The following is a 26245-nucleotide window of genomic DNA, read 5'->3' as shown; positions in this document are numbered from 1 at the left end:
CCCTCCATACCAATCTCATCACCATAATATATACATGGCACACCCGGGAAGGTCATCTGCCACGCTGCAGCTATTTTTAGGCGGCTTTTACCCAGCTTCAGTTTTTCATCATCGAGCTTATAATTTGCCTGAATTCTCTCCGGAACTCCCTCACAGGAAGGTGCTTCACCCAATATGGTCAGTATACGCTCCCGATCATGACTTCCCAAAAGGTTCATCATGGCATAAAAGTTCTGAACTGGATAATTCTCCTTAAGGCTCATTATCCTTCGACAAACCTGATAGCCGTCCACATACCCCAAAAGGAAGTCCATAACTATCCTGCGGAAAGGATAATTCATGGCAGAATCAATCTCATAGCCACAAAGATAATGTCGGTTTACACCATAGGCCACCTTGTTGGAGGCATCCTCCCACACCTCGCCGATAAGTACCGAATCCGGATCAGTATTTTTCAGCTCCTTGTAAAAGGACTGAGAGAATTTTTCCGGCAACTCATCAATTACATCCAGACGCCAACCGCTGATACCCTGTTTATTCCAATAATGAAGTACACTATCCTCTTTATGGATAATGTAATCCATATAGGCCGGGGTCTCCTCCCTCACATTTGGTAGATTGGTAAAGCCCCACCAGCTCTCATATTTGTCCGGATAATCAATAAAACTGTACCAGCTGTAATAAGGTGAATCCTTGCTCTGACAGGCACCCACTGAATCATAATTGCCATATTTGTTGAAATAGATACTGTCTTCGCCGGTATGACTGAACACACCATCCAAGATGAACCTTATCCCCATTTTCTTGCCCTCTGCACAAAGCTGGGCAAATTCCTCGTTCGTACCAAGGATAGGGTCTGTTTTCATGTAATTACCAGTATCATAATGATGGTTGCTGGCAGATTCGAATATTGGATTCAGATATACCACTGATATCCCCAAATCTCTTAAGTAAGGAAGCTTTTCCCTGATACCGGCAAAATTTCCCCCAAAGAAATCATAGGCGATAATTTCCCCATTATCCGGATCCTTATAGTATCGCGGTTTATCCTTCCACGACGCATGGTACAGGGCATTTGGCTTCTCCACCATTTCATTTCCCTTACGGTAGAACCGATCAGGAAAAATCTGATACATTACAGAGTGCTTAAACCAGTCAGGCGTTTTGGATTCCTTATCGTAAACTGTTATCTGGTAAGCTGAATGAGGGCAATCAGCCAGAAGACCCACTCCCCCCATCAGCTCATCATTGTTGCTGTAAAAACAAATCTTTCCATCAACGCTGATTATGAAATAGTACCAAAGCAGGGTTCCCGTTTTAGGCATATTAACATATCCCTCATAGTATTCCCCATCTTCCATCCTGGCCATACTATAAAGGGTCTCTCCTACACGGTCCTCCCATATACGGATTTTGATACCACTGATTTCTGTTTCCTTGTCGGTTTCCACCTTTAATCTCAGCCGCACCTTACTTTCGGTGGCAGCCGCCCCAACAGGAAAACGGTAAAATTCATTTTGCGAGTCGTGAATAACGTTTAATAGAGCAGCCACATAATGACCTCCTTATAGCATAAGCACTAGGCTAAAAGCTGCTTGTACATATCAATATATTCACTTGCTGACTTTTTCCAATCGAAATTAGACCTGATGGCATTATGCTGTAGCATATTCCAAATCTGAATATTATCATATTCAGTGAGGGCACGCTTAATGCAGTACATCAAATCATGGGCATTTATATTGGCAAAGGTGTAGCCATTGCCGGTGTTATCATACTTGTTAAATGGTTTTACAGTATCCTTAAGTCCACCTGTTTCGCGAACAATTGGCACAGTACCATAACGAAGAGCTATCATCTGGCCAATACCACATGGTTCAAAAATAGATGGCATAAGGAAGAAGTCCGCACTACCATAAATCTTTTGGGCCAAATCATTGGAGAAATAAATATTTACGGACACCTTGGTAGGGAAACGCCACTGGAGCTCCCGGAACCAATCCTCATAAACCTTGTCACCAGTACCCAGAATAACGAACTGGCAGTCCTCATGGGTCAAAAGCTCATCTAAAATTCTGGTAATAAGCTCAATACCCTTGTTCTCCACCAAACGGGATACCATTGCCAGCATTGGGGTACTGCGGCTTACAGGAAGTCCCAGCTGTGCCTGTAGCTTTTCCTTGTTGGTCAGCTTCTTATCCAGAGAATTGGCATCAAAGTTCTCATAGAGGTATTTATCAGTTGCCGGATCATATACAGAATTATCAATACCGTTTATAATTCCCCGCAAATCCTCACAACGGGAACGAAGCAGACCATCCAGATTTTCACCGAAGAATTCATATTGAATTTCCTCTGCGTAAGTACGGCTTACGGTACTGATTTTATCCGCATAAACAATACCGCCCTTCATAAAGTTCACACAATCATTGAACTCCAAATCGCCGTTATTGAAATACTGCCAATCAAGGCCCAGTACATCTCCCATAATATTCTTGTCGAAAATGCCCTGATACTTAAGATTGTGGATGGAGAATACGGTCTTAATATTTTCGTAACGGCTATCTCCCTGATGCTCCAGCTTCAGGAACACATTTACCAAGGCTGCGTGCCAGTCATTGCTGTTGATTACATCAGGCCAGAAATCCATGGTTGGCAATAAATTCAACACAGCACGGGAGAAGAAGGAAAATCTCTCAGCATCATCAAAGTAGCCATAAAGGCCATCGCGATAGAAGTATTCCTGGTTATCTACAAAATAGTAGGTAACGCCTTCATATTCCAGCTTGTCCACCCCGGCATATTTCTCACGCCAGGATACTGGTACTGTAATATCTCCCACATGCTCCATCGTGTTGCGATATTCCTCAGAAATGGAGCTGTACTTAGGCAGAATAACTCTGGCATCAACGCCTTCCGCCTTAAGGTATTTTGGCAAGGAACCGGCCACATCAGCCAATCCACCAGTCTTAATAAAAGGAACTGCTTCAGAAACTACATACAAAACTTTCATAACTTGCACCTCTCTCTATTACTCGGCCTTTTTTCGACCCCTGGTCGTTTTCTTTGGCTTCTCACTTACCTCTTCCTTTTTTATAGTGGCTTTTGAATCTTTTTCTTCTTTAGCCTTTGCAGTTGTGGCCTTTTTGGTACGGGTCTTAGGTTTGGCTTCAGCCTCCTGGGCAGCTTCAGCTTTTGGCTTCCTGCCACGGGTAGTTTTAGGCTTTACTTCCTTTTCCTCATCATCCTTAGCCTTTACAGCTGTTTTTCTGGTTCTTGTTGTCTTAGGCTTGGTTTCCTTTTCCTCCTTGGCTTTGGCAGCAGCGGTTTTAGTGGTTGCAGTCTTCTTTGCCGTGGAAGTTTTCCTTGTAGTCGTTGTTTTAGTCGTAGTCGTTGTTTTCTTTGCAGTTGTGGTTTTCTTTACTGCAGTTTTTTTCTTGGCCGTTGATTCTTCTGCGTCAGTTTCCTCTTTTTTAGCTTTTGCAGTAGTCTTGGTCTTGGCTGCAGTGGTCTTGGCCTTTACTGTAGTCTTTTGGGATGTAGTCTTTTTCTTCACCCCATCGTCACTGGGGGACTGTAATTCCAAATAAATGGTTGCCAAAGGTGGAACTGTAACAAGAATGGAATTTGCCTTCCCCTGCCATTCCACATCCTCGGAGACTATATCATAATCATTCAGCACATTGGAACCACCATATTCCTCTGCATCACTATTAAATATTTCCCTGTAAACACCAGCCTCCGGAACGCCAAAGCGATATCCATGACGCACCTCTGGTGTAAAGTTTGAAATGGCAATAATGAAGGAGCCATCCTCAGCCTTACGAATAAAGGATACCAAGCTGTCATCAGCATTATCGCAATCAATCCACTCAAAGCCTCTCCAGTCAAAATCCACCTCCCAGAACGCTTTGTGATCAACGTAGAATTTATTAAGGGCCCGTGAATATTCCAGCATCTGGGTATGCTTTTCATACTGCTCCACCAAATGCCAATCAAGACTGTCGTCGAAATTCCATTCGATAAACTGACCGAACTCGCCGCCCATAAAGAGCAGCTTCTTGCCTGGATGAGCCATCCAATAGCCGAAGAAGGCACGAAGACCGGCAAATTTCTGCCAATAATCACCTGGCATTTTACTTATAAGTGAACACTTGCCATGAACCACTTCGTCATGGGACAAGGGCAACACAAAATTCTCACTAAAGGCATACATCAGGGAGAAGGTCAGCTTGTCGTGGTGCCACTTACGATAAACAGGGTCCAGACTGATATAGCGCAGAATATCATTCATCCAGCCCATATTCCACTTATAATTAAAGCCCATGCCCCCCATGTAAACCGGCTTGGAAATATTTGGCCATGAGGTGGATTCCTCAGCAATCATCAATGCCTGAGGGTAATTCTTGAATACTGCCTCATTTAGCTTGTGCAGAAAATCAATGGCCTCCAGATTACCATCGCCGCCAAATTTATTAGGCACCCAGTCGCCATCCTGACGACCGTAATTTAGATACAGCATGTTTGCCACAGCATCAATGCGCAAACCATCAATATGATACTGATCCATCCAGAACATGGCATTAGAAATGAGGAAGCTCTGTACCTCAGTACGGCCATAGTCAAAGTTTACAGTACCCCAGCCTGCATTATCAGCACGTTGTATATTGTCGGATTCGTACAAATTCTGGCCGTCAAAATCACGAAGCCCCTGATTGTCCTTACAGAAATGACCAGGAACCCAGTCCATAATGATGCCGATACCAGCCTGATGAGCCTTGTCCACCAAATAACGGAACTCATCAGGAGTACCATAACGACTGGTAACAGCATAATAACCGGTGGCCTGATAGCCCCATGACCCGTCAAACGGATGCTCGCAAAGCGGCATCAATTCAATATGGGTGTAGTTCATGCTCTTTACATAGTCCACCAGCTGGTCAGCCATATCCATATAGGAAAGATACTCCCCATCAGGAGTACGTCTCCAGGAACCTAGATGAACCTCATAGGTGAGCATTGGACGGGTGTAGGAAGGGTGGTCCTCCTTGAATTTAGCCCACTTGCTGTCCTTCCATTTGTAGTTTCCCAATTCATAAACAATAGAAGCAGTCTCAGGCTTTTTCTCGGCAAAAAAGCCATAGGGATCAGCCTTCATAATATGTGGTCCCTCATGCTGTGGCAAAATAGCATATTTGTACACAGTACCAGACCCGACATCGGGGATAAAGAGATTCCATATCTCTCCATCCCCCAGTTTGGACATTTTATTTACTCTTGTATCCCAGTTATTGAAATCACCCACAACTGAAACTTCCTTGGCATGAGGTGCCCAAACTGTAAATCGTACACCTTTTTTACCGTTCTGCTCCATTATATGGGCACCTAACATTTCATAGGCACGGTAATTAGTCCCCTGATGGAACAAGAACAAATCATACTCGCTTAACTCTGATGTCTCCATGTATATCCCCTCTTACTTAATCTCTACAGGCTCAATATCCCAAATATCCTCAGCATACTCAGTAATGGTACGGTCTGAGGAGAAAATACCAGAATTTGCAATATTGACAGCAGAGGATCTAAGCCATGCATCCTGATCCTGATAACGACGGACGATTTCCTCATGAGCTTCAATATATGCGTTAAAGTCCTTCAAGATGAAGAACTCATCATTACTGTTAATCAGATAATCAAATAATGTCTGGAAATTACCATAGGTACCATCAGTAAGCTGATTCATAACAGTGCGGACATTTTCATTGGTATTGTATTCATCCCACGCGTTATAATTTCCATTTTCATAGTAGGAAATAACCTCATCAGCTCTTAGCCCGAAGATTACGCAATTATCGTCGCCCACCTGCTCATGAATTTCTACATTGGCACCGTCCATGGTTCCCAGAGTTATGGCACCATTCATCATAAATTTCATGTTGCCTGTACCAGATGCTTCCTTGGAGGCGGTGGAAATCTGCTCGCTGACATCAGCTGCCGGATATACCATTTCACCCAAGGACACTCCGAAGTTCTCCAGGAATATTACCTTAATCTTACCGTTAATACTCTCATCATTATTAATCTTGTCAGCCACTGCATTGATAAGACGGATTGTCTCCTTGGCTGTGTAGTAACCAGGCGCAGCCTTGCCACCGAAGAAGTATACCACCGGTACAGGCATATCGTAATCAGGGTCATTCTTCAAGCGGTTATACTGATACATAATATGCAGTATATTCATAAGCTGACGCTTGTAGGAGTGAATTCGCTTAACCTGAATGTCAAAGATGGAATCAATCTTTACACGAACCTTGTTATGGGACCATACATACTGTGCCAAAGCCCGTTTTCTTGCCCTCTTTACCTTCTTGATAGCCTTCAGGAAATCAGGATCATCCACATAATCATTAATTTTCTTTAAAAGCTTAATATTTTGGCGCCACTCACGGGTCAGCTTATCATCTATGAGATGTGCCAAATCATTATTTGCACTGATAAGCCAACGACGATGGGTGATACCATTGGTCTTATTATTGAATTTTCTAGGGAATACCTTATAGAAATATTTCAAGGTACTGGTCTTCAAGATATCTGAATGAATTTTGGCCACGCCATTAACGCTGTAAGAGCCAACCACTGCCAAACGTGCCATGTGAACCTGACCATTTTCAATGATGGACAGCTCACGAACAAGCTCCTCGTCACCTGGATATTTCTTGCGAATCCCCTCCAGGAAGCGACGGTTAATTTCCTCCACTATCATGTATATACGAGGCAGTGTCTCCTTAAAGAGCCCCACATCCCATTTCTCCAGTGCTTCCGGCAAAATGGTGTGGTTGGTATATGCACAGGTCTGGGTAGTAATATCCCACGCATCTTCCCACTCAAGTCCATAGTCATCCACCAAAATACGCATCATTTCCGGTACAGCGGTGGCTGGATGGGTATCATTAATATGAATACCAATTTTGTCGGAAAGATCATAAACATTGTCATGTGTCAGCATGAAGTGACGAATAATACTCTGGACGCCAGCAGACACAAAGAAATACTCCTGCAACAGGCGGAGCTTCTTACCATCCGAAAGTCTGTCATCAGGATACAGGTATTCAGTGATACGGTTTACCCAACGACGATATTCCTGACGCTGATTTATCTCCTCCTGAGTCAGGGTGCCATAGTCGGAAAAGTCCATATTAACCTCTGCATTCCAAAGGCGCAGGGTATTGACCGTTGTATTCTTGTAGCCGATAACAGGCACATCATACGGAACGGCCATAATGTCGGTATAGCCCTCATAAACAAGCTGTAAATTTTCCTCGCCAGGAACCTCCTTCATGTAGGCATGACCGCCAACACGGACATTTACAGCCTTGTTAGGCTTTCTGAATTCCCATGCGTAGCCATCACGAAGCCAGTTATCCGGAATCTCAATCTGGGTTCCATTGATGATTTTCTGCTCAAAAAGGCCATACTGATAGCGAAGGCCACAACCATGGGCAGGCAAAGCCAGAGAAGCCATGGAATCAATGAAGCAAGCTGCCAATCGTCCCAAGCCGCCATTACCAAGGCCTGCATCAGGCTCCTCATTGTAAATATCGTCCAGCTTCACATCCAGTTCCTTCAATACGATTTTCAGGGCATTCTTCAAATCCAAATTAATCAAATTGGTGTTGAGAAGTCTGCCCAACAGGAACTCAATTGAAAAATAATAAATCTGCTTATTGTCATTAATAGCGTACTGTTTGTTGGTCTTAATCCAATTTTCAGTGGTGTACTGCTTTACCACTGCTGCAACAGCATTATATACCTCATTCTGGGAAAGCTCTGAAAGCTCGCGTCCATACAGTATCTTGGATGTAAGTATAAAGCGTTCTTTAAGTTCATCCTTGATTTCATCAATATCTCTTTCAATAAATGCCATATAATCACTCCCATATAATAAAAAAAGCCAAACAGGCCCCTGACGACAGGATAACCCTTATCATCAGCGGCCTGAAATCAATTATTAAATAACGGTGCTCTTAGCAATAATCAAAGGATAATTCTCAGCACCTTTTAACCACTGATCCTCAGAAACGACAACATTCTTGTCGCAGATTACATCCCTGAGCATTGCATACTGCTCTATCTGGCATTGCTCCATAATAATGCAATCCTTAATCTTTACGCCTTCAGCCACCCTTACGCCTCTAAAGAGAATACTGTCCTCAACCTCACCATAAATCTCACAGCCATTGCCGATGAGGGAATTGGTAACCTTTGCAGTATTCTTGTACTGCACCGGAGCCGCATCCTTTGTCTTGGTGTGGATAGGATGTTCACTCATAAAGAGCTCATTCCAAATATCAGGATTTAATATGGCCTTGTTGGCGTTAAAGTAGGCCATGGTGGAATTAATTCTGGTAGAAAAGCCCTTGTGCTCGTAACCATAAATGCTGAAATTATCCATGTGACGTATAATGCCATCCACCAGCATACTGTTGCCTCCACGCTCAAAGGTAGAGGTAACCAGCTTCACCAAAGTATCCTTTCTCATGAGATAGATACCCATGAAGTCATTGGACCCCTTGGTAGAGGTCATACGCTTAGCGATGTCAGTCACCTTGCCATTTTCAGCAACCTGCATGGAAGCTGCCTCCCCCGGCAGGTCTTCCCGCGCCTTGCAATATACCATGGTGATATCTGCCCCAGTATTCTGGTGGAACAGAAGAACATGTCTAAAATCAATGTTATATACTGTATCAGCCTGTACCAGGAACACGTACTCAGCAGAACTGCGCATAACGAAATCTATATTTTGATAAAGTCCGGCGAGAGCACTATTATTACCATTTTCGCCGTCATTAGGGAGATAAGCCAAGCCATCACGATGACGTGCCAAATCCCAATCCTTACCGGAGCGCAGATGGTCAAAAACAGGTCTTGCCTTTTTTGATACCAGAACACCTACATGACCAATACCAGAGTTTACCAAACTGGACATGGCAAAATCCAGTATACGATAGCGGCCGGCAATAGGAAGTGCGGCCACTGGACGGTGTTCACAAAGCTCCTTCAGCATACTGTTGGCACCATCGAGTCTTATAATCCCCATTACATTACCCAACATGATCAACTCCATTCTCGTTTCCTAAATCAGCTTACCTGCTGTCCCACACTTGCCTGCTCTGCCGTAACAGTTTCACCTTCTGGAACCACGGCAATAGCTCCCTCTGAACCAGCAACGTGAGCACCGGCGGAAATCACGCAGTTCTGGGCCACAATGGCGTGGTCAATTACTGCATTTTCCTCAATAACGGTAAATGGCATAATTACTGAATTTGTAACCTTGGCCCCCTTACCAATTTTAACACCGGAGAACAATACTGAATGGTCCACTTCTCCCATAACCATGGAGCCTTCATTCAGCATTGAGCAGGTGACTTTGGCATCCCTGCCTAAATAATGAGGTGGCAGGGATGGATTATTGGAATAAATTTTCCATGCACTGGTAAAGGAGAATGGAGGTTCATCCTGCAGAAGGTCCATATTGGCCTGCCACAGGCTCTCAATAGTTCCAACATCCTTCCAGTAGCCCTCGAAGGCATAGGAATACATCCTTGCCTCATCCTTTAACATAGCAGGAATAATATTCTTGCCGAAATCGTGGGAGGAGTTATCATCAGTAGCATCTTCTTTAAGGTACCTATCCAAGAAATCACGGTTGAAAATATAAATACCCATGGAAGCCAGATTGCTCTTTGGTTTTGCAGGTTTCTCCTCAAATTCTACAATACGGCCGTCCTTTTCATCGGTATTCATAATGCCAAAGCGTGGTGCTTCATCCCAAGGCACCTCAAATACACCGATGGTAGCATCGGCTTTGTTGGCTCTGTGGGCTGCCAGCATTTTGGCATAGTCCATGGTATAAATATGGTCGCCGGAAAGCACCAGCACATATTCTGGATCTACCATGTCAATAAAATTCAGATTCTGATAGATGGCATCTGCTGTACCCTTGTACCAGTCTGCCCCCTTGTCCCTTGCATAAGGTGGCAAAATGAACACGCCACCATCTGACTTATCCAAGTCCCAGGAATCACCAGTGCCCAGATAAGTATGAAGCTCCAATGGGCGGTACTGTGTCAGCACACCAACCTTGTCTATGCCGGAATTGGCACAATTTGACAGTGGGAAATCAATAATTCGATACTTACCACCAAATGGTACTGCTGGTTTGGCAATATTTTTAGTTAGTGCCCCCAGGCGGCTTCCCTGACCACCTGCCAGTATCATGGCCACACATGTTGTCTTACTCATAAAACTCACTCCTGCGCTTAATTCAGCTCCAGGCTCAGCCATTGTATATATTTCCCTACGTAGCCGTTACCTGAAAAACTACACTACTGAAAATTAATAATATATTATTTGTACTGTAACTATTTCTTCATATAAAAAAAAAATCCTGCAAAAAAGTAGTTTTGTTGAAAAAATAAACGTTTTTTCCTATCTTTTTCACAGAATTCAGATATATATTATGCTGTCAAAACTATTTTTCCACCGGAACCATCAAATATTCAGGAGCGGCTACATCAATGTCACACCTGCCTGCCGTTAAATCCACCAAGGATAGCTGTATTTTTTCCACATCATCAGGCTCAATTAACAGCTTTACGGTCACCTTATCGGTATACTCCGTTTCCCCGGAGCGAAGATTATTGGTTCGTACCCAATTTTCCACAGAACCCAGCAAGGTATAATCCATTTCCGCCGAAACCCTGCAAAATGGCCTTACCTCCACCTGAGGTGTGGCTTCCAGCCCCAATGAGGCTGAATGATTGTAGGCTCTGATAAGGCCGCCAGCTCCCAGCTTTATTCCCCCAAAATAACGGGTCACTACCACCACAACATTGGTGAGGCCATGCTGTTTAATAGCTTCCAATATGGGATTTCCTGCAGTTCCCCCAGGCTCCCCGTCATCATTGGATTTTTGCTGACTGCTGTCAGTACCAAGAATCCATGCAGAGCAATTGTGACGGGCATCAAAATGCTTTTTCTTAATACTTTGCACAAATTCTCTGGCTGCTGCCTCATCCTCCACATGGGCCGTATATGTATAAAATTTTGATTTCTGAATTTCATAATATGAGGTTCCAAAATCAGAGGTGGTTTTGTATGGCTGCATGTCAGTTCACCTCCGGTATGGTAAGATTTTTCCTGAGTGAATTAATCTCACCGGCAGTAAAGAGCATATCCGGTGAATTTACAAGCATGGCATCTTTTAAATACCCCAACTGCACATCATGATTTTCTGTAGGCATTTTTTCCGGATCCGCCATCATCCTGGTGGCCCGTATTGTCTTTAGCTGACCATCAGAATACGCCTTGGTTTTTTTTAAAATAGAGGACGTTAAATCATAATTGGCATCATCAAGGCTAATGGGCGGTGCCATCTGATAAATTTCATTATGAAGGCTGACTACGTTTGATTCCAGCTGGGAAAGGCGGTTATATGCCTCACGCAGGGATATTTCCTCATCTTTAAAATCCTTCATGATACGATAATAGGATACCCAACAATAATCAATGGCATCCAGCTTTTTCTTGTAATTGGTATACCATTCGCCAAAGGCCAGCTGCTGGGCTGTAATATGTCGAATAGCCGACTCATCCAGCTCCGCGTAGGAGTCGGAGGTACTGGAATAATAGCCATAGCCCACAATGGAAAGAGCCAACAAAAGGGAACCACAAAAGGCATAAAATGCCATGCGGCTTTTAATATTCTTTTCCAGCACCAGAACCATCAGGGCCAGAACTATAATTGCAATTAAAACAGGCAATAACATAATAAATCCCTTCAACCGAATTTAGACAACACAAAATCTATTAAGATATTATACACCAAACTGGGGTTGAGGCAAAATATCACAGTTTTCATACAATACCCTTTAATTGTTTGTTATAACGAGTTTTAATATGTTTAGTTGGATCTCCCAACTCGTTGAAACGCTAATTGGAAGATTTTTCTTCTTAAAGAAGAAAAATTTGAACAATAGCGTTATAATTATAAAAGTTATTTTTATAAAAAGGAGACTCCTAATGACGAAAAAGGATATTGCGAAAAGCATCTGGAGTATGATGCGCTCTTATTGGAAATCAGAAGAACGATGGTGGGCACGGGGCATGCTTGCAGTTATCATCATCCTAAATCTGGCCCAGGTTTATCTCCTGGTAATGCTTAATCAATGGAATAATGATTTTTATAATGCCCTGCAAAATTATGATTTTGAAAATTTCTGGCCCCTGGTGGGACACTTTACCCTTATAGCTTTCATATACATAATAGCTGCTGTTTATGCTATTTATTTGCAGCAAATGCTACAAATAAAATGGCGTACATGGATGACCGACAATTATCTGAACAGCTGGATGGCCAAACAGATCTATTACAAGCTCCAGATTTTTAAGTCAGACATGGATAACCCGGACCAGCGTATTTCCGAGGACATTAATTCCTTTATTACCCTGACCCTTTCCCTTTCTCTTAATTTCTTAAAGCAACTGACCATTTTGGGAGCCTTTATCTTTGTACTGTGGAATCTTTCCGGTACCTTGGACCTTACATTAGGGGAAACGGCTATTTCCATTCCTGGATATATGGTATGGTTATCCCTGCTCTATTCCATTTTGGGCACCTGGCTTGCTCATATGGTTGGCCGCAAGCTGATAAAGCTGAACTATGACCAGCAGCGCTACGAGGCTGACTTCCGTTTTAACATGGTGCGGGTCCGTGAAAACAGCGAAAGCATCGCCTTTTATCGGGGTGAGTCACCTGAATTAAACGGCTTTGGGGACCGCTTTAAAATGGTGGTACAAAACTTCTGGGGCCTCATGAAGCGGACCAAGCTGCTGAACTTCTACATTAACGGTTATGCCCAGCTGGCCATTATTTATCCACTTATTATGGCGGCACCAAAATATTTTTCCGGAGAAATGCAGCTGGGTGGCCTGATGCAGACCATCAGTGCCTTTGGCAGGGTGCAGGATGCCCTGAGCTACTTTGTTACAGCCTACGATTCCATCGCCCAGTATGCAGCGGTTATCCGCCGACTTGGTGACTTCACCGCCCACATGGAAGAAGTGGACGAACTCAAATCCGACTTCAATACTATTAATAATACAGATAACAAACTGTCCCTTGAGAATATGGATATTCTCCTTCCAGAGGGCAAAAAAATCATCGAAAGCCTTAATCTGGAATTTACTCCTGGCGAATATGCCCTTATAAGCGGGCCTTCCGGTTCCGGTAAAAGTACCCTTTTAAGGGCCCTTGCGAATATTTGGCCTTACGGCAGCGGTACAATTGCAAGGCCGGATAAGTGGCGTCTTATGTTCCTGCCACAACGTCCATACCTTCCACTGGGTACCCTTCGTCAGGCCATTTATTACCCGCAAAACGTTCCCGAAAATGACTCCATAGATTTGGGAGCATATCTTAAGGATTTTGGTCTGACAGATTTAACAAGCCGTCTGGACGACGTGGACGACTGGAGCCGTATCCTGTCACTGGGGGAGCAACAACGTATCGCCTTTATCCGTATATTGCTCTTTAAGCCGGAAATGGTGTTCCTGGATGAATCAACCTCAGCCATGGACGAGGACATGGAGGCTCATTCCTACGATGCCCTGAAAGCCCAATTACCTGAGATGTCTGTGATAAGTGTGGGGCACCGTTCCACATTACTATCCCGTCATAATACTATTCTCCGCCTCATAGGAGGCGGTGCCTGGATGATTGAAAGGACCGTTTAATATGCCCGGAATGCGTTCAAAAATACCTATCGAGGACAATAACAGTAAACCAGAGCCCACCTTCAGCAATGGTGAAAAAGCCGGCATGGCCCTGTCTTTGGTCTTATTTCTCTTTGGCCTTTCCGACGGTGATTTGCCTCTGTGTTTTTTTACCGCCTCCTTCCTCATATATGAATTTCATGTAATTTTAAAAAAGGCCAGAGGAAATCAGGATTGGTTTATGTCCAATCTCTTAAAGGGAATGAGCATAGCCATGTTCATCGGCTCCATTATGATGGTACTCCTGTAACTAAAAAGCTGCCTCACGTTTGTTTCGTGAGACAGCTTTTTAGTTGCTTATTTTGCTGTTAAATTGTAGGAAGGGAAGGTGGTAAGCAGATAATTGCTTATGGTCTCCCCGATTATTTTTTTGCCCAGATGATCCGGATGTAGTCCATCGGTGGTGAGCTCTGCCTTCAGCTGCCCATTGGCATCAGTGAGAGCCGGAGTCACATCCACATGATATGGCTGATTCTTTATCCACTGATTCAAAAGCTGCTGTTGCTCCTTCCAGTTCCAGGCCGCCGTTTCAATGGTAGGTACCTTTGACATTAAGCCAGGATTTATTGGAGTAGCCGTTACAAATACAGGAATGACATTGTGGTATTGGCATTCTGCCAATATCTGTTCCATGGCGGCGATGGTATCCCAGCCGTCTTCACCAGCCCGAAAGTTATTCACGCCACCCATTATTATCAGCATGCCCGGAGAAAAAGCCATCACATCCTGATCAAAGCGATTGGCCATGTCCTGAACACTGTCGCCACTTCGTCCTAAATTCTTAACGGGAACCTGACAATAATATTCCCAGCTGTACATAGCATATCCTGGAGGCACATTACATACGCCCCCTCCATGGGTGATACTATCACCAAGGGCCGCAACCCGCACGTGCTGCTCCACATCAAAATATTTTGGTTCAGACCATTCGGTATTGGGCTCCCCCGCCTTGTTTTGGGAACGGACCTGCCACATATAATGACCCGGCCAGGTGTAGCCACCTTCTTCGTAGTAAACATTGTTCTTGGTAGTCATTACCCGAACCTCTTCATAACGGCCCGGAGAAAATTTATTTTCGCGGCTGACCTTGATTTCATAACCACCACTGCCATCAACGGGAATCCAAGAAAAAACCGGGTACAATGGAGTATATGCCATTTTTTCAAACTCCGTAGTAGCCAGTGGGGCTTTTGGATTTACCTCCTCACCAATAAGGGGCTTAGGAGCACTGTAAGCGCCCATGACATTGCCGTCATAATTCAGCGGACACACCCGCCAATAATAATCCCTGGCCTTAAACATATTGGCCGTATCCAGCTCATAGCCATTGTTTGGGATAAGGTTAAAATGCTTTACCTCAGCTTCCTTGCTGGTGCTGTCCCCATCTGTTATAACCAAGCGATAGCTGACTGCACCCGGAATAGTTTTCCAACTAATCCGTACTTTATTCAATGGCTCTGCCTGAAGCTCTGTTTTAGCATCAAGCTCATTAGTTATATTGCCAATGGCATTACCAATAGCCTCAGTATTAATATCCTCCGCCACAACCACGCCGGAAAAGGACATTAGGCCGACTATGACCGCTACCACAATTTTATTAGAAAACTTCATGTTATCTCTCCCAAGTACATAGATAAACTTGCTTTATCCATATTTTTTTACCTAATCACATAGGCAAAAAGTAATACTTGTATAATAGCTTATCACTATTAACGACAGGTTGCAACGGCTGCGGCTATGGCGGCACCGATACTGGAGCCATCCTTCACAAGAACCGGCTCCAAGCCTCCTGCTTCAGCACCCATTATTTCATAAAGGGCCCGTCTGACATTCTCCTGAACATAAGGCATGTGCTGAAACAAGGAACCATCCACAGCTATATGCTGTGGCTCCACCCTGCCACAGCCGGCTATATGCCACAGGGTGCCGGCCCAGGAAGCAGCCACAATACGGGCAGAACGGATAGTAATGACCTTGGCCAGATTACGCAGCTTTTCAATAATTTCTTCATCCCCAGCCACCTTTCCCAAGGTACCATCAAATATTTTGGCTGCCCCGGAACTGTCTTCCATTATGGCAGACATATCCACAGTGGAAAAGTTTGGCTTTTGGGATAAATCTAAAATTTCCTTTGTGAGCCTGCTGAACAGCTCCCCAATATATTTTCCCGATACCATTTTTTCCAAACGCTGACGTCCAGGCTGCTCAGAAGCCCTGTCCAGCTCAAGGTCCCATTTGCTTGGAATCATCTTGGAAAAGGCCCCGGACTCCATATTAATAATACAGGCCGGTCTTCCCACATCCGGCATAACCTCCATATAACAAGTATTATAGCCAGTAGCATAAATAGAACCTATACGGGTATCAGGATATGTGTATGCCGAAGCCAAAAGCACTGCCACAGTATCATTGAGAATTGCCACGGGCTTTATATTGCCAAAGCCTCTGCGGATAAGGGCCTTTTCCAGCAAATCATTAATGTCCTCTCCCTCAACCCCTGGTACAGCAAATTCCTTGGCCCATTTTATGAGCCGTGCCCGATTAATATCCTTTTGCTCCGTACCAAAGGAAAAGGTATGCCCCAAAAAATACGTCCTTTCCTTATCTCCATTAACCGCTTCTCCCACTGTTTCTGCCAAAAAATCAAAGAGAGCATCAGGGGAGGCAGAACTGTTGATTAAATTATATTCAGCAGTTACCAGAGGCTTTTCCACCCAGCGCAGAACTTCATAGGTGCTGTTTCCCATAAGACGTACAACGGACGCCCGCACATTGGTACCCCCAAAATCTACAGCCAGATATTCTCCTTTTTCATTGCCATCAGGCAAGCCAATGAAGGAAGGCAGCATGGGCAGGGAAGAATATTCGCTTTTCTTAAGCCCCTGCTCCAGGTCCCAGCGAAAGGCCCCAGCCACATCAGTAATAAATTCCTTACTGATATCCAGCTCATCCATTATTTCCTTGTATAAAACCTCATTAAAAGCCACCCTGCGTGCCCCCATTCAAAATATTCCGAACAGCTACTCCGTCTGCCTTCCAGATACCGACGTAGCTTTTCAGCTGATAACATTGGGTGTTCCCCATTAGAACGACTTATCCTCTTGGCATTATTTCAGTAACATAGCCGTCCGGATCCTGGATAAAATGAATCCCAGCCGGCTCCACTACTCTTAATACGCAGCCCATCTCCTGATGCATATCCAGGGCTTCCTTGTAATCATCCACCCAGAAAGCCAGATGAACAGGATTTTCACCTAAATTATAATCCCCCTCATGGTCCTTTTTCAGAGTAATTTCCAATTCATAACCGGATTCCTCCTCATCCACCATATAAGTGAGATTTATATGGGGCAAATCCTTAACGTTTTTCACCTTAAGGCCAACAGCCTTTTTATAAAACTCCACGGAACGCTCCACGTCCTTAACTGCAATACTGCTATGTGCCATAGTAAATTTCATTACCCAAAACTCCTTTTTTAAAAAATAAAATACATATATTTAAGCCAAAAACATTCATTTTATGACTCCTGAGCCTTTTCCTCCAGATATGCCCAGCGATCCATAAGGCTATCAAGCTCAGCGGCAAGCCGCTCCTGTTCCACGGTAAGCTCCCGCAGCATATCATAATCCGAGCCGTTCATGGACATCTGCATTTCCACTACCTTAAGCTCACTTTCCTTGCTGGCGATTACAGCCTCTATTTCAGCATATTCCTTGGCCTCATTATAGCTAAGGCCTTTGTTTTTGCTTTTGGGCTTTATCCTTTCGGTGGCTGGCTCTGCTGTGGCCTTGGCCTTTTCCACACGACGCTGAAGCTGGATTTTTTCAGCCTGCTCTGCATCAGCCTTTGCCTTATAGTCGGAATAGCCACCCATGAAAATCTGCACATGGGCATCATCATCAAATACAAATACCTTTTGGGCCATGCGGTCAGTAAAGAAGCGGTCATGAGAAACGAAAATGATAGCACCATTGAAATCCTCTATAAAATTCTCCAATACCGCCATGGTGTCCAAATCCAAATCATTGGTAGGCTCATCCAAAAGCAGTACATTTGGCTCCTCCATTAAAATCCGCAAAAGGTACAGACGACGCTTTTCGCCTCCTGACAGACGGGAAATTTCCGTCCACTGAAGATCAGGAGGAAACAGAAATTTTTCCATCAGCTGACCTGCTGACAGCTTGGTACCATCAGCCATGGTAATATAATGGGCCGCCTCCTGAATGTATTCCTTGGCCCTAAGCCGCCCATCCATTTCCACATTGGTCTGGGCAAAATACCCCAATTTAACGGTCTGTCCAATTTCCACTATACCCTTTGTGGGCTGGAGACGCCCCGCAATGATATTAAGAAGGGTGGATTTTCCGGTGCCATTTCCACCTAAAATGCCAATCCTGTCATTTCTGAGTACGGTGTAGGTAAAATCATTGATATAGGTTTTCCCTTCCCATTCATAGGTGACATTTTCCAGCTCGATTATCTTTCTCCCCAGGCGACTTCCTGCCAGACCGATTTCCACCTGATTGCGGTTAAGGTCCACCTTCTGGTCCCTCACCTGCTCATAACGCTGAATACGGGCCTTCTGCTTTGTACTGCGGGCCTGGGCTCCACGACGTATCCATGCCAGCTCATTGCGAAGGAAATTCTGACGCTTGCGTTCTCCCGCTTCCTCCTGCTCAATACGGGCTGCCTTTAATTCCAAAAACTGGGAATAGTTGCCATCATAGCTGTAGGTCCGCCCCTTGTCAAATTCCAATATTCCATTAGTAACCCTGTCCAGAAAATAACGGTCATGGGTTACTGTCAAAAGGGAGCCCTTCCAGCGGGCAAGATATTCCTCCAGCCACCCAATCGTTTCACTGTCCAAATGGTTTGTTGGCTCATCCAAAATCAGCAGATCGCAGGGCTGAATAAGGGCAGTAGCAAGGGCCATACGCTTTTGTTGGCCTGAGGATAAGCTTCCCACCTTGGCCTCAAAATCGTGGATACCCAAATGATTCAAAATTGTCTTGGCTTCACTTTCCATATTCCAGCCATTAACGCTGTCTATTTTGGCAGAGGCGTTAACCAAGGCCTGTTGTACCTCCGGGGAAACGTCCCCGGCCTCAGTCTTGGCCAGAGCTGCCTCATAATCCCTAAGGGCTCTCATCAGTGGGCTGTCATCCTTAAAAACCTCCATTAACACGGTATTTTCCATGTCAAATTCCTTGGACTGCTCCAAAAAACTGATGCGAAGATTTCTCATGGTCACCATATTGCCTGTATCCGCTGTGAGCTTCCCCGCCACTGTTTTCAAAAATGTGGATTTGCCTGTACCATTTACACCTACTATACCGATTTTATCATTTTCATTTACATTGAGATTTACATGACTGAACAAGACTTTTTCGCCGTAGCTCTTGCCCAGGTCTTCCACTGTCAAAACCAAGTTATACTTCCTCCTCGGCGGTGATTTCCGGATGGTCCTCCACCAGCGGCTTCTTCAACTGAAGCAATATTCTGGTAATGCGCAAATTATCGATTTCTTCCACAAAGAAATCCACGCAGTCACAGGATGCCTTCATGCCAATCATAGGAGGTGACTGAACATTGTTATAGAGCCAGCCTCCAATTGTATCAATATTATCCGCCTCAATTTCCATTTCAAAAATATCACTTACTTCCTCCAATAACAGCATGGCATCAATGGAGTAGATAAGGTCAGAGCGCTTTTCGATGGAAGGGCGTTCCTGGTCAAATTCGTCCTGAATTTCACCTACGATTTCCTCAATGACATCCTCGATGGTAACCATGCCTGCGGTGCCACCGTATTCATCCACCACAATGGCCAGCTGGGAACGCTGCTTCTGCATCATCTTCAACAGCATACTGATTTTCATGGTTTCCGGCACCACCAGAGTACGGCGTACCAGCTTTCTCAGGATAGGTCGACGACGTTTGTAAAGGGACTGCATCAAATCCTTAATATGCAAAAATCCCACAATATCGTCCTTGTCCTCGCCACACACCGGATAACGTGTAAGGTGCTCCTCCATGGCCACCTTGATATTCTCCTCAAAGCTGTCCTCCAAATAGAGGCATACCATATCAGTACGCGGAATCATGATTTCACGTACATTGCGGTCAGCAAAATCAAATACGTTGTCCACAAAATCCAGCTCTGTTTTGTCAATATATCCCTGCTTGTGGCTTTCCTCCATAAGACGCCTGATTTCATCTTCTGTATGGGCCACTTCATCACCGTTGTTGGAAATATCAATGCCGAAAATCCCGGCCACAAATACCGCCACCTTGTTCAGTACCCATACTGAGGGATACATGATTTTCTGAAAGAACATAAGCGGAATGGCCACGGCCAGCATTACCCTTTCCACCTGCTGGATTGCCACATTTTTGGGAATCAGCTCACCAATAATAATAGTAGCCGCCGTTACCAGTGAAAAGGCAATGATAAAGGATACGGTGGTGGACAGTGCTCCCCCAAGGCCAATAATTTCAAAAACCGGCTTCAACACATGGCTGATAGTAGGCTCTCCCAAAAGACCAAGGCCCAGTGAAGCCATGGTTATACCCAGCTGGGTTACGGAGAGGGAAACATCCACATGCTCCACCAATGGCTTGGCATAAACCGCCCGACGGTTACCCGCCTCTATCATGGAATTTAAACGGGACATTCGCATTTTTACAATGGCAAACTCTGCCGCCACAAAAAAACCATTAAGGGCAACCAAAATTACTATGATTATAAGTTTGATTATAACCTCTGTTATATCCAAGAAAATTTCCTCCCATGTTAATTGAAAACAGGCATGCTCTTTTCGTCATCAAAGGTGGCTGTACAACGGGGATAATTGCTGCAGCCCCAGAAATTGCCGTTGCGGCCCTTGATGCGTCTCAAACTGCCCTCTCGGCACTTCGGACAGAGATATTTGGAATCAGCCTTTTTATTATCTGAAATTAAGTGCTCCATAGGTGCCGCCGAAGCCTTTGGCTCATCCTTGCTCCAGCCGCCCTGATTGTCACTGGTGCGTGGCTTACCAAAGGAAGGTATTGTTTCATTGTAGCCACTGGAGGCAGAAGCCGTAAAGGAATCCATGAGCTGGAATTCCTGGTTAAAGGCCTGCATTTCTTCTTCACTGATATAAGGATTGCCAAAGGGCATTTCCCCAAAGGTTGAAGGGGCATCCTTTACATTATTGACTCCGAAGCTGCCACGACTCCGGACACGGGATTTTGCCCCCGCCAAATCCGGTTTACCATCCTTGTCATCACAGGTCATACGGCATTTAGGAAAGGCAGAGCAACCCCAAAAATCACCGTTTTTGCCATGACGTTTCAATAACACGCCACTTTTGCACCGCGGACACACATTGGCAGCTTCACCGCCTTCTGTGGTGGAAGCCACCTGTAATTTGGCACCATAGGCCTTTTGACAGAGCTCTGTGGTGAATTTCACCTGATTTTCAATGAAATCGCTTAATGCGCCGTCCCCATCAGCCATGGAATGCAGTTTGTCCTCCCAAATAGCTGTAAAATCCGGATATGACAGTTCCTCCGGCATGGCATCAATGAGCATATAGGCCGACTGGGTAGGCTGGAGATATTTTTTCTTTCCGGTCTGGTTCATAAACTTACGACGGATAAGATCATCGATAATGGTAGCTCTGGTGGCCTCTGTACCGATGCCATATACATCCTTAAGCTTTTTCTTGGACTCTGGGTCCTTTACGAATTTGTGAATATCCTTCATGGCCGCCAACAGGGTAGAGGTGGTAAATCTCACCGGTGGCTTGGTGGCCTTCTGGCTCATTTCACCTTCAAGGTAAGTGACCCCATCCTTTTTCTTCATCATAGGCAAGGAAGCACTATCATCTTCCTCGCTGTTATCCCCGTTATCGCCATTTTCTTCGCTTTTATCCTTGGCCTGGGAGGTATAAAGGGCCTTCCAGCCCAAATCCAGCTCTACTCTGCCGCTGGCTGTGAAAAGCTCATCCTTGTAATCAATCTCGATTTTGGTCTGATTATATGTATGCACAGGATAGAACTGGGCAATATATGCCTGGGCCACCAAAAAATAAATATTCCGCTCCATCGGTGTCAGCTTCTCCGCCCCGGCCGGAACACGGGTGGGGATAATAGCGTGATGGGCAGAAATCTTCTTGTCATTCCAGGCGCGGCTCTTAATTGAACCATCTGCTGCTGCCGCCCACTTGGCCAGCTGCTCATCGCCAAAATTTTGTAAATGCTTTAAAATTGCCCCATTATCCTTGAACTGGTTGGTAGGCAAATACTCACAGTCAGAACGGGGATATGTTGTGAGCTTTCGCTCGTATAGCTTCTGGGCTGTATCCAGCACCTGCTGGGGATCATAACCAAAACGTTTTCCAGCCAGCACCTGGAGTGATGACAAGGAAAATGGCAGTCGCTGCTGCTCCTGCTTCTTGCTCTTGGTGTAGGCAGCTATAACACCATCTGTTGGGGCCTCGAGGAATTCCGCGAGCTTTGCATCCGCCACGGCCTTGTCCACCAGTCTGCCCTCAAAATCCAGACCAGCCTGAATATCCTTTGGCTTCCAGGTAGCGTAAAAATCTCCATTTTCATGGTGAAACTTACCCTTTATGGTATAGTAGTCCACTGGTTTAAAGTTTTCTATTTCCCGTTCCCTTCTCACCACTAAAGCAAGGGTAGGAGTCTTAACCCGTCCCACTGGAAGTACAAGGCGTCTATGGCCTGCCCTCTGGGCCGCCAGGGTATAGGCTCTGGATAAATTCATGCCAATAAGCCAATCTGCCCGTGCTCTGGCCAGAGCCGACTGTTTAAGGTTAAAAAACTCGCTGTTTTCCCTGAGGGAGCTGTTGGCTTCCTTAATGCTCTTTTCATCAAGGGCATTGAGAAGAATACGCCTCACTGGCTTTGTATTGCCAACAAAATCCAGCACTTCATCTATTAACAGCTGTCCTTCTCTATCCGGGTCACCTGCGTGAACGATTTCATCAGCCTTATCTATAAGTCCCTTTATAATATTAAACTGCTTGGCACAGGAGGCATCCACCAATAATTTCCATTCCGTAGGAACGATGGGCAGATCCTCTGCCCGCCAACTTTTATATTTTTCATCATACTCCTGGGGCTCAGCCTGCCTTAAAATATGACCAAATCCCCAAGTAACAATACCACCCTGGGTTTCGATAAAGCCGTCCCCCCGACGCATTGGTCCCGGAAGACATTTGGCAATTTCAGCCCCCATGCTTGGCTTCTCTGCTATATATAAACGCACTGTAAAAAAACCTCTCGAATAAAATCTGTTTAAAATTATTTATTACGCAAAAATTAACTTATATATTCCATACACCACCAGGAAAGTCCACAAAAGCAGTAATATTGTGGCCATTACCACAACTATGGGCAGGAACTTTCCATAATGGCCAGCACTATGCTCACAATCCTCCAGCACTTCCGGAGGGAGCAGTTGGCGCAGCCCCGCCAATATAGCCGGCACAACTACTGCATCATCCACAAGGCCAGCGGCGGGAATGGCATCAGGAACAATATCCACCGGACTGACGAAATATAAAATAGCCGCCAATATGGCAAGCCGAAATATCTTTGGGGTGCGACGATTTATAAGAGCAAAGAGCATAACAACAATGTCTTTGCGTATCATACGAAAAATCATAAAGAGCCGATTCATAACCTCATCTCCTTCTTCTGTATTTACTGCAATCATATACATGTCTATCATAATATTTTACCATGTTTCAATGTATACCACAAAACCCACATTAAAATATAATACTATAACAAAAAATATATAATTGACATATTATCTATGACATTTTATACTATCTATGTAATTAATAGTGCTTATCAATTAGATATAACTACCAAATTAAAATATGGAGGGCTTGTTTATGAAAGAAAAGGTTTTCCCTATCTCCCAGCAGCGCCTGGAAGAAATTATTGCAAAATACCCTACACCATTTCACATCTATGATGAAAAGGCTATCAGGGCAAACATCCGTCGCCTTTTTAAAGCATTCAGCTGGGCTCCTGAGTTCAGGGAGCATTTTGCTGTAAAGGCCACTCCAAATCCAAGACTCATGCAGATTTTGGCCGAAGAGGGTGCCGGCTCTGACTGCAGCTCCCTGGCTGAGCTTTGTCTTTCAGAGGCTGCTGGTATTACCGGTGAAAAAATAATGCTTACTTCCAATGATACCCCTGCTGACGAATTTCAGAAGGCCATTGAGCTGGGAGCTGTAATCAACCTTGACGACATTACCCACATAGAATATCTGGAAAAGCATGCGGGCATGCCAAAAATTATGTCCTTCCGCTACAACCCGGGGAATCTTATTGCCGGCAACGATATTATCGGCAAACCAATGGAAGCCAAGTACGGTCTTACCCATGATCAGATTCTGGAGGCCTATAAAATGGCCCAGGACCGCGGTGTAAAACGCTTTGGCCTTCACTGTATGGTTATTTCCAACGAGCTGAGAACTGAGGGATTTGCCCTTACAGCCTCCATCATGTTTAATCTTGCCAAGGAAATCAAGGAAAAGCTGGGCATTACCCTGGAGTTTGTAAATCTCGGCGGTGGTATCGGCATCCCGTATGAGCCTTCACAGGAGGAAGTTAATCTTGAGGAGGTAGGCGAAGCTATCCATAAATTGTATAATGATATAATGGTGCCAGCCGGTTTGGGTAATTGTGCCATCTGCTTTGAATCCGGCCGTGCTATTACCGGTCCTTATGGCTATCTGGTTTCCACAGCTATCCATGAAAAGCACACCTACAAAAATTACATTGGTCTTGATTCCTGCATGGCTAATCTCATGCGTCCTGCCCTTTATGGTGCTTATCATCATATTACTGTTGTGGGCAAGGAACACGCCCCTAAGGACCATGTATACGATGTAACCGGTTCCCTGTGCGAAAACAACGACAAGTTCGCCATTGACCGTCAGCTGCCAAAGATTGATATGGGTGATCGTATCGTTATTCACGACACCGGTGCTCATGGCCATTCCATGGGCTTTAACTACAACGGCAAGCTGAGAAGTGCAGAGCTTTTATTACGTGAAGACGGCAGCGTGGAAATGATTCGCCGTGCCGAAACTCTGGATGATTACTTCGCCACACTCACCGGTTTTGATGGGGCAATTATGAAGTAAAGCTGGGATAATTAATGTACAGTAATTTTATAGTATCTCTGGAGGCAGTCCTTCCTATAGCCATTCTTATAGGTGTGGGAATGCTGACAAAAAAAATGCAGCTGCTCACCAAGGATGAAATCGCCCATGTGAACAAGCTGGTGTTTAAGATTCTCTTTTTCTGCCTCTTATTTAAAAATATGTACCAGGCAGATTTCAGTATTGCCTTTCAGCCTCAGCTGCTGCTTTTTACCCTGATAGCCATTCTGGCTACCGTAGCAGTAGCCAGTGTTGTTGTTTGTTATTTCGTCACGGATAATAAACGGCGTGGGGCCATGATTCATTCCATTTACCGAAGTAATTTTATTATTATAGGTATTCCTGTGGCAGCCAATATTTATGGCCAGGACAATATCGCCATTACCGCTATGCTCATTACGGTGGTTATACCACTATATAACATTTTGGCCGTAACCATCTTTGAAACCTTCCGAGGCAACGAGATAAAACTGAAGCCTGTACTTCTGGGGATAGCCCACAACCCTATGATCTTGGGCTGTGTTGTTGGTATCATCTTTAATCTATGCCATATTGTAGTACCCAATGCAGTTTTAAAGCCCATTTTCCAAATAGGCAGTGCCACAACCCCACTGGCTTTAATTCTTTTGGGCGCATCCTTTACCATTTCCAGCATAAAGAAGGACCACCTGTCCATCATGCTGTGTACACTAGGAAGACTTGTAATTGCTCCGGCAATTATTCTGCCCATTGCTGTATGGATGGGATATCGAAATATTGAGCTGGTATCCCTTATGACTGTTTTTGCAGCACCATGTGCTGTGGTGGGCTTTACCATGGCCCAGCAAATGGACAGCGATTATGAACTGGCTGGCAACTGCATAATAATGACCTCTGGACTATCCTGCTTCACCATTTTCGGCTGGATTTTCCTTGGAAAGACTTTAGGGCTTATTTAAGCCCTTTTTCTTTATTTTAGACGCATTTTAGTGTATAATATCTCTGTTATGCAGATGGATTCATCTATATAATTTAATGCTATGGAGAGGTGTCCGAGTGGTCGAAGGTGCTTGACTCGAAATCAGGTGAGGTTAATAGCGTTCGTGGGTTCGAATCCCAACCTCTCTGTCATTCGTATCTAAATATTGCTCACCAGCAATCTCTTTTTTTAGGAGGAATTATTTTGTCAAATCGCGTTCGTACCCGCTTTGCTCCAAGCCCAACGGGCTATATGCATATC

Annotated in this window: 19 protein-coding genes and 1 tRNA gene; 5 read left to right on the top strand and 15 right to left on the bottom strand. The window is 44.7% G+C overall.

From position 1 onward, the window contains the following. From ACKI5G_RS11450 to ACKI5G_RS11415, 8 genes are all read right to left on the bottom strand, one after another. A partial coding sequence (locus ACKI5G_RS11450; protein WP_407400482.1) for a glycoside hydrolase family 13 protein occupies positions 1-1553 on the bottom strand: 1553 nt, incomplete at its 3' end. A 26-nt stretch (positions 1554-1579) separates the two neighbouring features. Continuing rightward, on the bottom strand, positions 1580-3013 hold the full coding sequence (glgA, locus tag ACKI5G_RS11445) for a glycogen synthase GlgA (protein ID WP_407400480.1): 1434 nt from the start codon (positions 3011-3013) through the stop codon (positions 1580-1582). Positions 3014-3031: 18 nt separating this feature from the next. After that, positions 3032-5464 carry a 1,4-alpha-glucan branching protein GlgB gene (glgB, locus tag ACKI5G_RS11440; RefSeq protein WP_407400478.1) on the bottom strand — a complete coding sequence of 811 codons (2433 nt, stop codon included), beginning with the start codon at positions 5462-5464 and terminating at the stop codon, positions 3032-3034. A gap of 12 nt (positions 5465-5476) precedes the next feature. Further along, the gene (locus ACKI5G_RS11435; protein WP_407400476.1) at positions 5477-7924 is read right to left on the bottom strand and encodes a glycogen/starch/alpha-glucan phosphorylase; all 2448 of its coding nucleotides are present in this window, start codon (positions 7922-7924) and stop codon (positions 5477-5479) included. Positions 7925-8008: 84 nt separating this feature from the next. After that, entirely contained in the window at positions 8009-9112 is a 1104-nt protein-coding gene (gene glgD / locus ACKI5G_RS11430) for a glucose-1-phosphate adenylyltransferase subunit GlgD (RefSeq protein WP_407400474.1), read from the bottom strand. A gap of 26 nt (positions 9113-9138) precedes the next feature. Continuing rightward, positions 9139-10302 carry a glucose-1-phosphate adenylyltransferase gene (locus ACKI5G_RS11425; RefSeq protein ID WP_407400472.1) on the bottom strand — a complete coding sequence of 388 codons (1164 nt, stop codon included), beginning with the start codon at positions 10300-10302 and terminating at the stop codon, positions 9139-9141. A gap of 229 nt (positions 10303-10531) precedes the next feature. Beyond that, positions 10532-11167, bottom strand: coding sequence for a YigZ family protein (locus ACKI5G_RS11420; RefSeq protein ID WP_407400470.1), 636 nt, complete (start codon positions 11165-11167; stop codon positions 10532-10534). Position 11168: 1 nt separating this feature from the next. Then, a complete protein-coding gene (locus ACKI5G_RS11415; protein WP_407400468.1) occupies positions 11169-11828 on the bottom strand; it encodes a hypothetical protein in 660 nt (219 codons plus the stop codon). A gap of 253 nt (positions 11829-12081) precedes the next feature. Here ACKI5G_RS11415 and ACKI5G_RS11410 point away from each other — a divergent pair, with 253 nt between their 5' ends. Together ACKI5G_RS11410 and ACKI5G_RS11405 are read left to right on the top strand one after the other, a co-directional pair. Beyond that, the gene (locus tag ACKI5G_RS11410) at positions 12082-13794 is read left to right on the top strand and encodes an ABC transporter ATP-binding protein/permease (protein ID WP_407400466.1); all 1713 of its coding nucleotides are present in this window, start codon (positions 12082-12084) and stop codon (positions 13792-13794) included. After that, on the top strand, positions 13778-14083 hold the full coding sequence (locus ACKI5G_RS11405; RefSeq protein ID WP_407400464.1) for a hypothetical protein: 306 nt from the start codon (positions 13778-13780) through the stop codon (positions 14081-14083). The genes ACKI5G_RS11410 and ACKI5G_RS11405 overlap by 17 nt, the downstream gene beginning before the upstream one ends. A gap of 47 nt (positions 14084-14130) precedes the next feature. On the opposite strand, the gene ACKI5G_RS11400 is transcribed toward ACKI5G_RS11405, so the two are convergent. The 7 genes from ACKI5G_RS11400 to ACKI5G_RS11370 all read right to left on the bottom strand — a co-directional run bounded on the left by ACKI5G_RS11400 (position 14131) and on the right by ACKI5G_RS11370 (position 23576). Continuing rightward, positions 14131-15444: a GDSL-type esterase/lipase family protein gene (locus ACKI5G_RS11400; RefSeq protein ID WP_407400462.1), complete on the bottom strand. Its 1314-nt coding sequence runs from the start codon at positions 15442-15444 to the stop codon at positions 14131-14133. 98 nt (positions 15445-15542) lie between these two features. Continuing rightward, positions 15543-16820 carry a hexokinase gene (locus tag ACKI5G_RS11395; RefSeq protein WP_407400460.1) on the bottom strand — a complete coding sequence of 426 codons (1278 nt, stop codon included), beginning with the start codon at positions 16818-16820 and terminating at the stop codon, positions 15543-15545. Positions 16821-16926: 106 nt separating this feature from the next. Continuing rightward, complete coding sequence (locus ACKI5G_RS11390; RefSeq protein ID WP_407400458.1) at positions 16927-17292, bottom strand: VOC family protein; 366 nt, start codon at positions 17290-17292, stop codon at positions 16927-16929. 59 nt (positions 17293-17351) lie between these two features. Beyond that, positions 17352-19262: an ABC-F family ATP-binding cassette domain-containing protein gene (locus tag ACKI5G_RS11385; protein ID WP_407400456.1), complete on the bottom strand. Its 1911-nt coding sequence runs from the start codon at positions 19260-19262 to the stop codon at positions 17352-17354. Position 19263: 1 nt separating this feature from the next. Further along, a complete protein-coding gene (locus tag ACKI5G_RS11380) occupies positions 19264-20610 on the bottom strand; it encodes a hemolysin family protein (RefSeq protein WP_407400454.1) in 1347 nt (448 codons plus the stop codon). 17 nt (positions 20611-20627) lie between these two features. Next, on the bottom strand, positions 20628-23111 hold the full coding sequence (locus tag ACKI5G_RS11375; protein WP_407400452.1) for a DNA topoisomerase 3: 2484 nt from the start codon (positions 23109-23111) through the stop codon (positions 20628-20630). Between the two features lie 42 nt (positions 23112-23153). After that, positions 23154-23576, bottom strand: coding sequence for a YkvA family protein (locus ACKI5G_RS11370; RefSeq protein WP_407400450.1), 423 nt, complete (start codon positions 23574-23576; stop codon positions 23154-23156). Positions 23577-23745: 169 nt separating this feature from the next. On the opposite strand from ACKI5G_RS11370, the gene lysA reads away from it, so the two are divergent. From lysA to ACKI5G_RS11355, 3 genes are all read left to right on the top strand, one after another. Further along, positions 23746-25008 carry a diaminopimelate decarboxylase gene (lysA, locus tag ACKI5G_RS11365; RefSeq protein WP_407400448.1) on the top strand — a complete coding sequence of 421 codons (1263 nt, stop codon included), beginning with the start codon at positions 23746-23748 and terminating at the stop codon, positions 25006-25008. A 14-nt stretch (positions 25009-25022) separates the two neighbouring features. Beyond that, positions 25023-25964, top strand: a complete 942-nt coding sequence (locus ACKI5G_RS11360; protein WP_407400446.1) for an AEC family transporter — start codon at positions 25023-25025, stop codon at positions 25962-25964. Between the two features lie 83 nt (positions 25965-26047). After that, positions 26048-26133, top strand: a tRNA-Ser gene (locus ACKI5G_RS11355). The last annotated feature ends 112 nt before the right edge of the window (positions 26134-26245 follow it).

Origin of the sequence: Anaerovibrio sp. (genome assembly GCF_045637405.1) — a bacterium.
Lineage (GTDB): Bacteria > Bacillota > Negativicutes > Selenomonadales > Selenomonadaceae > Anaerovibrio.
Note: the sequence above shows the minus strand (reverse complement) of the source record. Positions and strands in the feature narration are given on the sequence as shown.

Bases quoted from the DNA above. Each gene is read 5' to 3' on its own strand.
- glgA (WP_407400480.1), bottom strand. From the start codon at position 3,013: ATGAAAGTTTTGTATGTAGTTTCTGAAGCAGTTCCTTTTATTAAGACT.
- glgB (WP_407400478.1), bottom strand. From the start codon at position 5,464: ATGGAGACATCAGAGTTAAGCGAGTATGATTTGTTCTTGTTCCATCAG.
- ACKI5G_RS11435 (WP_407400476.1), bottom strand. From the start codon at position 7,924: ATGGCATTTATTGAAAGAGATATTGATGAAATCAAGGATGAACTTAAA.
- glgD (WP_407400474.1), bottom strand. From the start codon at position 9,112: ATGTTGGGTAATGTAATGGGGATTATAAGACTCGATGGTGCCAACAGT.
- ACKI5G_RS11425 (WP_407400472.1), bottom strand. From the start codon at position 10,302: ATGAGTAAGACAACATGTGTGGCCATGATACTGGCAGGTGGTCAGGGA.
- ACKI5G_RS11420 (WP_407400470.1), bottom strand. From the start codon at position 11,167: ATGCAGCCATACAAAACCACCTCTGATTTTGGAACCTCATATTATGAA.
- ACKI5G_RS11415 (WP_407400468.1), bottom strand. From the start codon at position 11,828: ATGTTATTGCCTGTTTTAATTGCAATTATAGTTCTGGCCCTGATGGTT.
- ACKI5G_RS11410 (WP_407400466.1), top strand. From the start codon at position 12,082: ATGACGAAAAAGGATATTGCGAAAAGCATCTGGAGTATGATGCGCTCT.
- ACKI5G_RS11400 (WP_407400462.1), bottom strand. From the start codon at position 15,444: ATGAAGTTTTCTAATAAAATTGTGGTAGCGGTCATAGTCGGCCTAATG.
- ACKI5G_RS11390 (WP_407400458.1), bottom strand. From the start codon at position 17,292: ATGAAATTTACTATGGCACATAGCAGTATTGCAGTTAAGGACGTGGAG.
- ACKI5G_RS11370 (WP_407400450.1), bottom strand. From the start codon at position 23,576: ATGATAGACATGTATATGATTGCAGTAAATACAGAAGAAGGAGATGAG.
- lysA (WP_407400448.1), top strand. From the start codon at position 23,746: ATGAAAGAAAAGGTTTTCCCTATCTCCCAGCAGCGCCTGGAAGAAATT.
- ACKI5G_RS11360 (WP_407400446.1), top strand. From the start codon at position 25,023: ATGTACAGTAATTTTATAGTATCTCTGGAGGCAGTCCTTCCTATAGCC.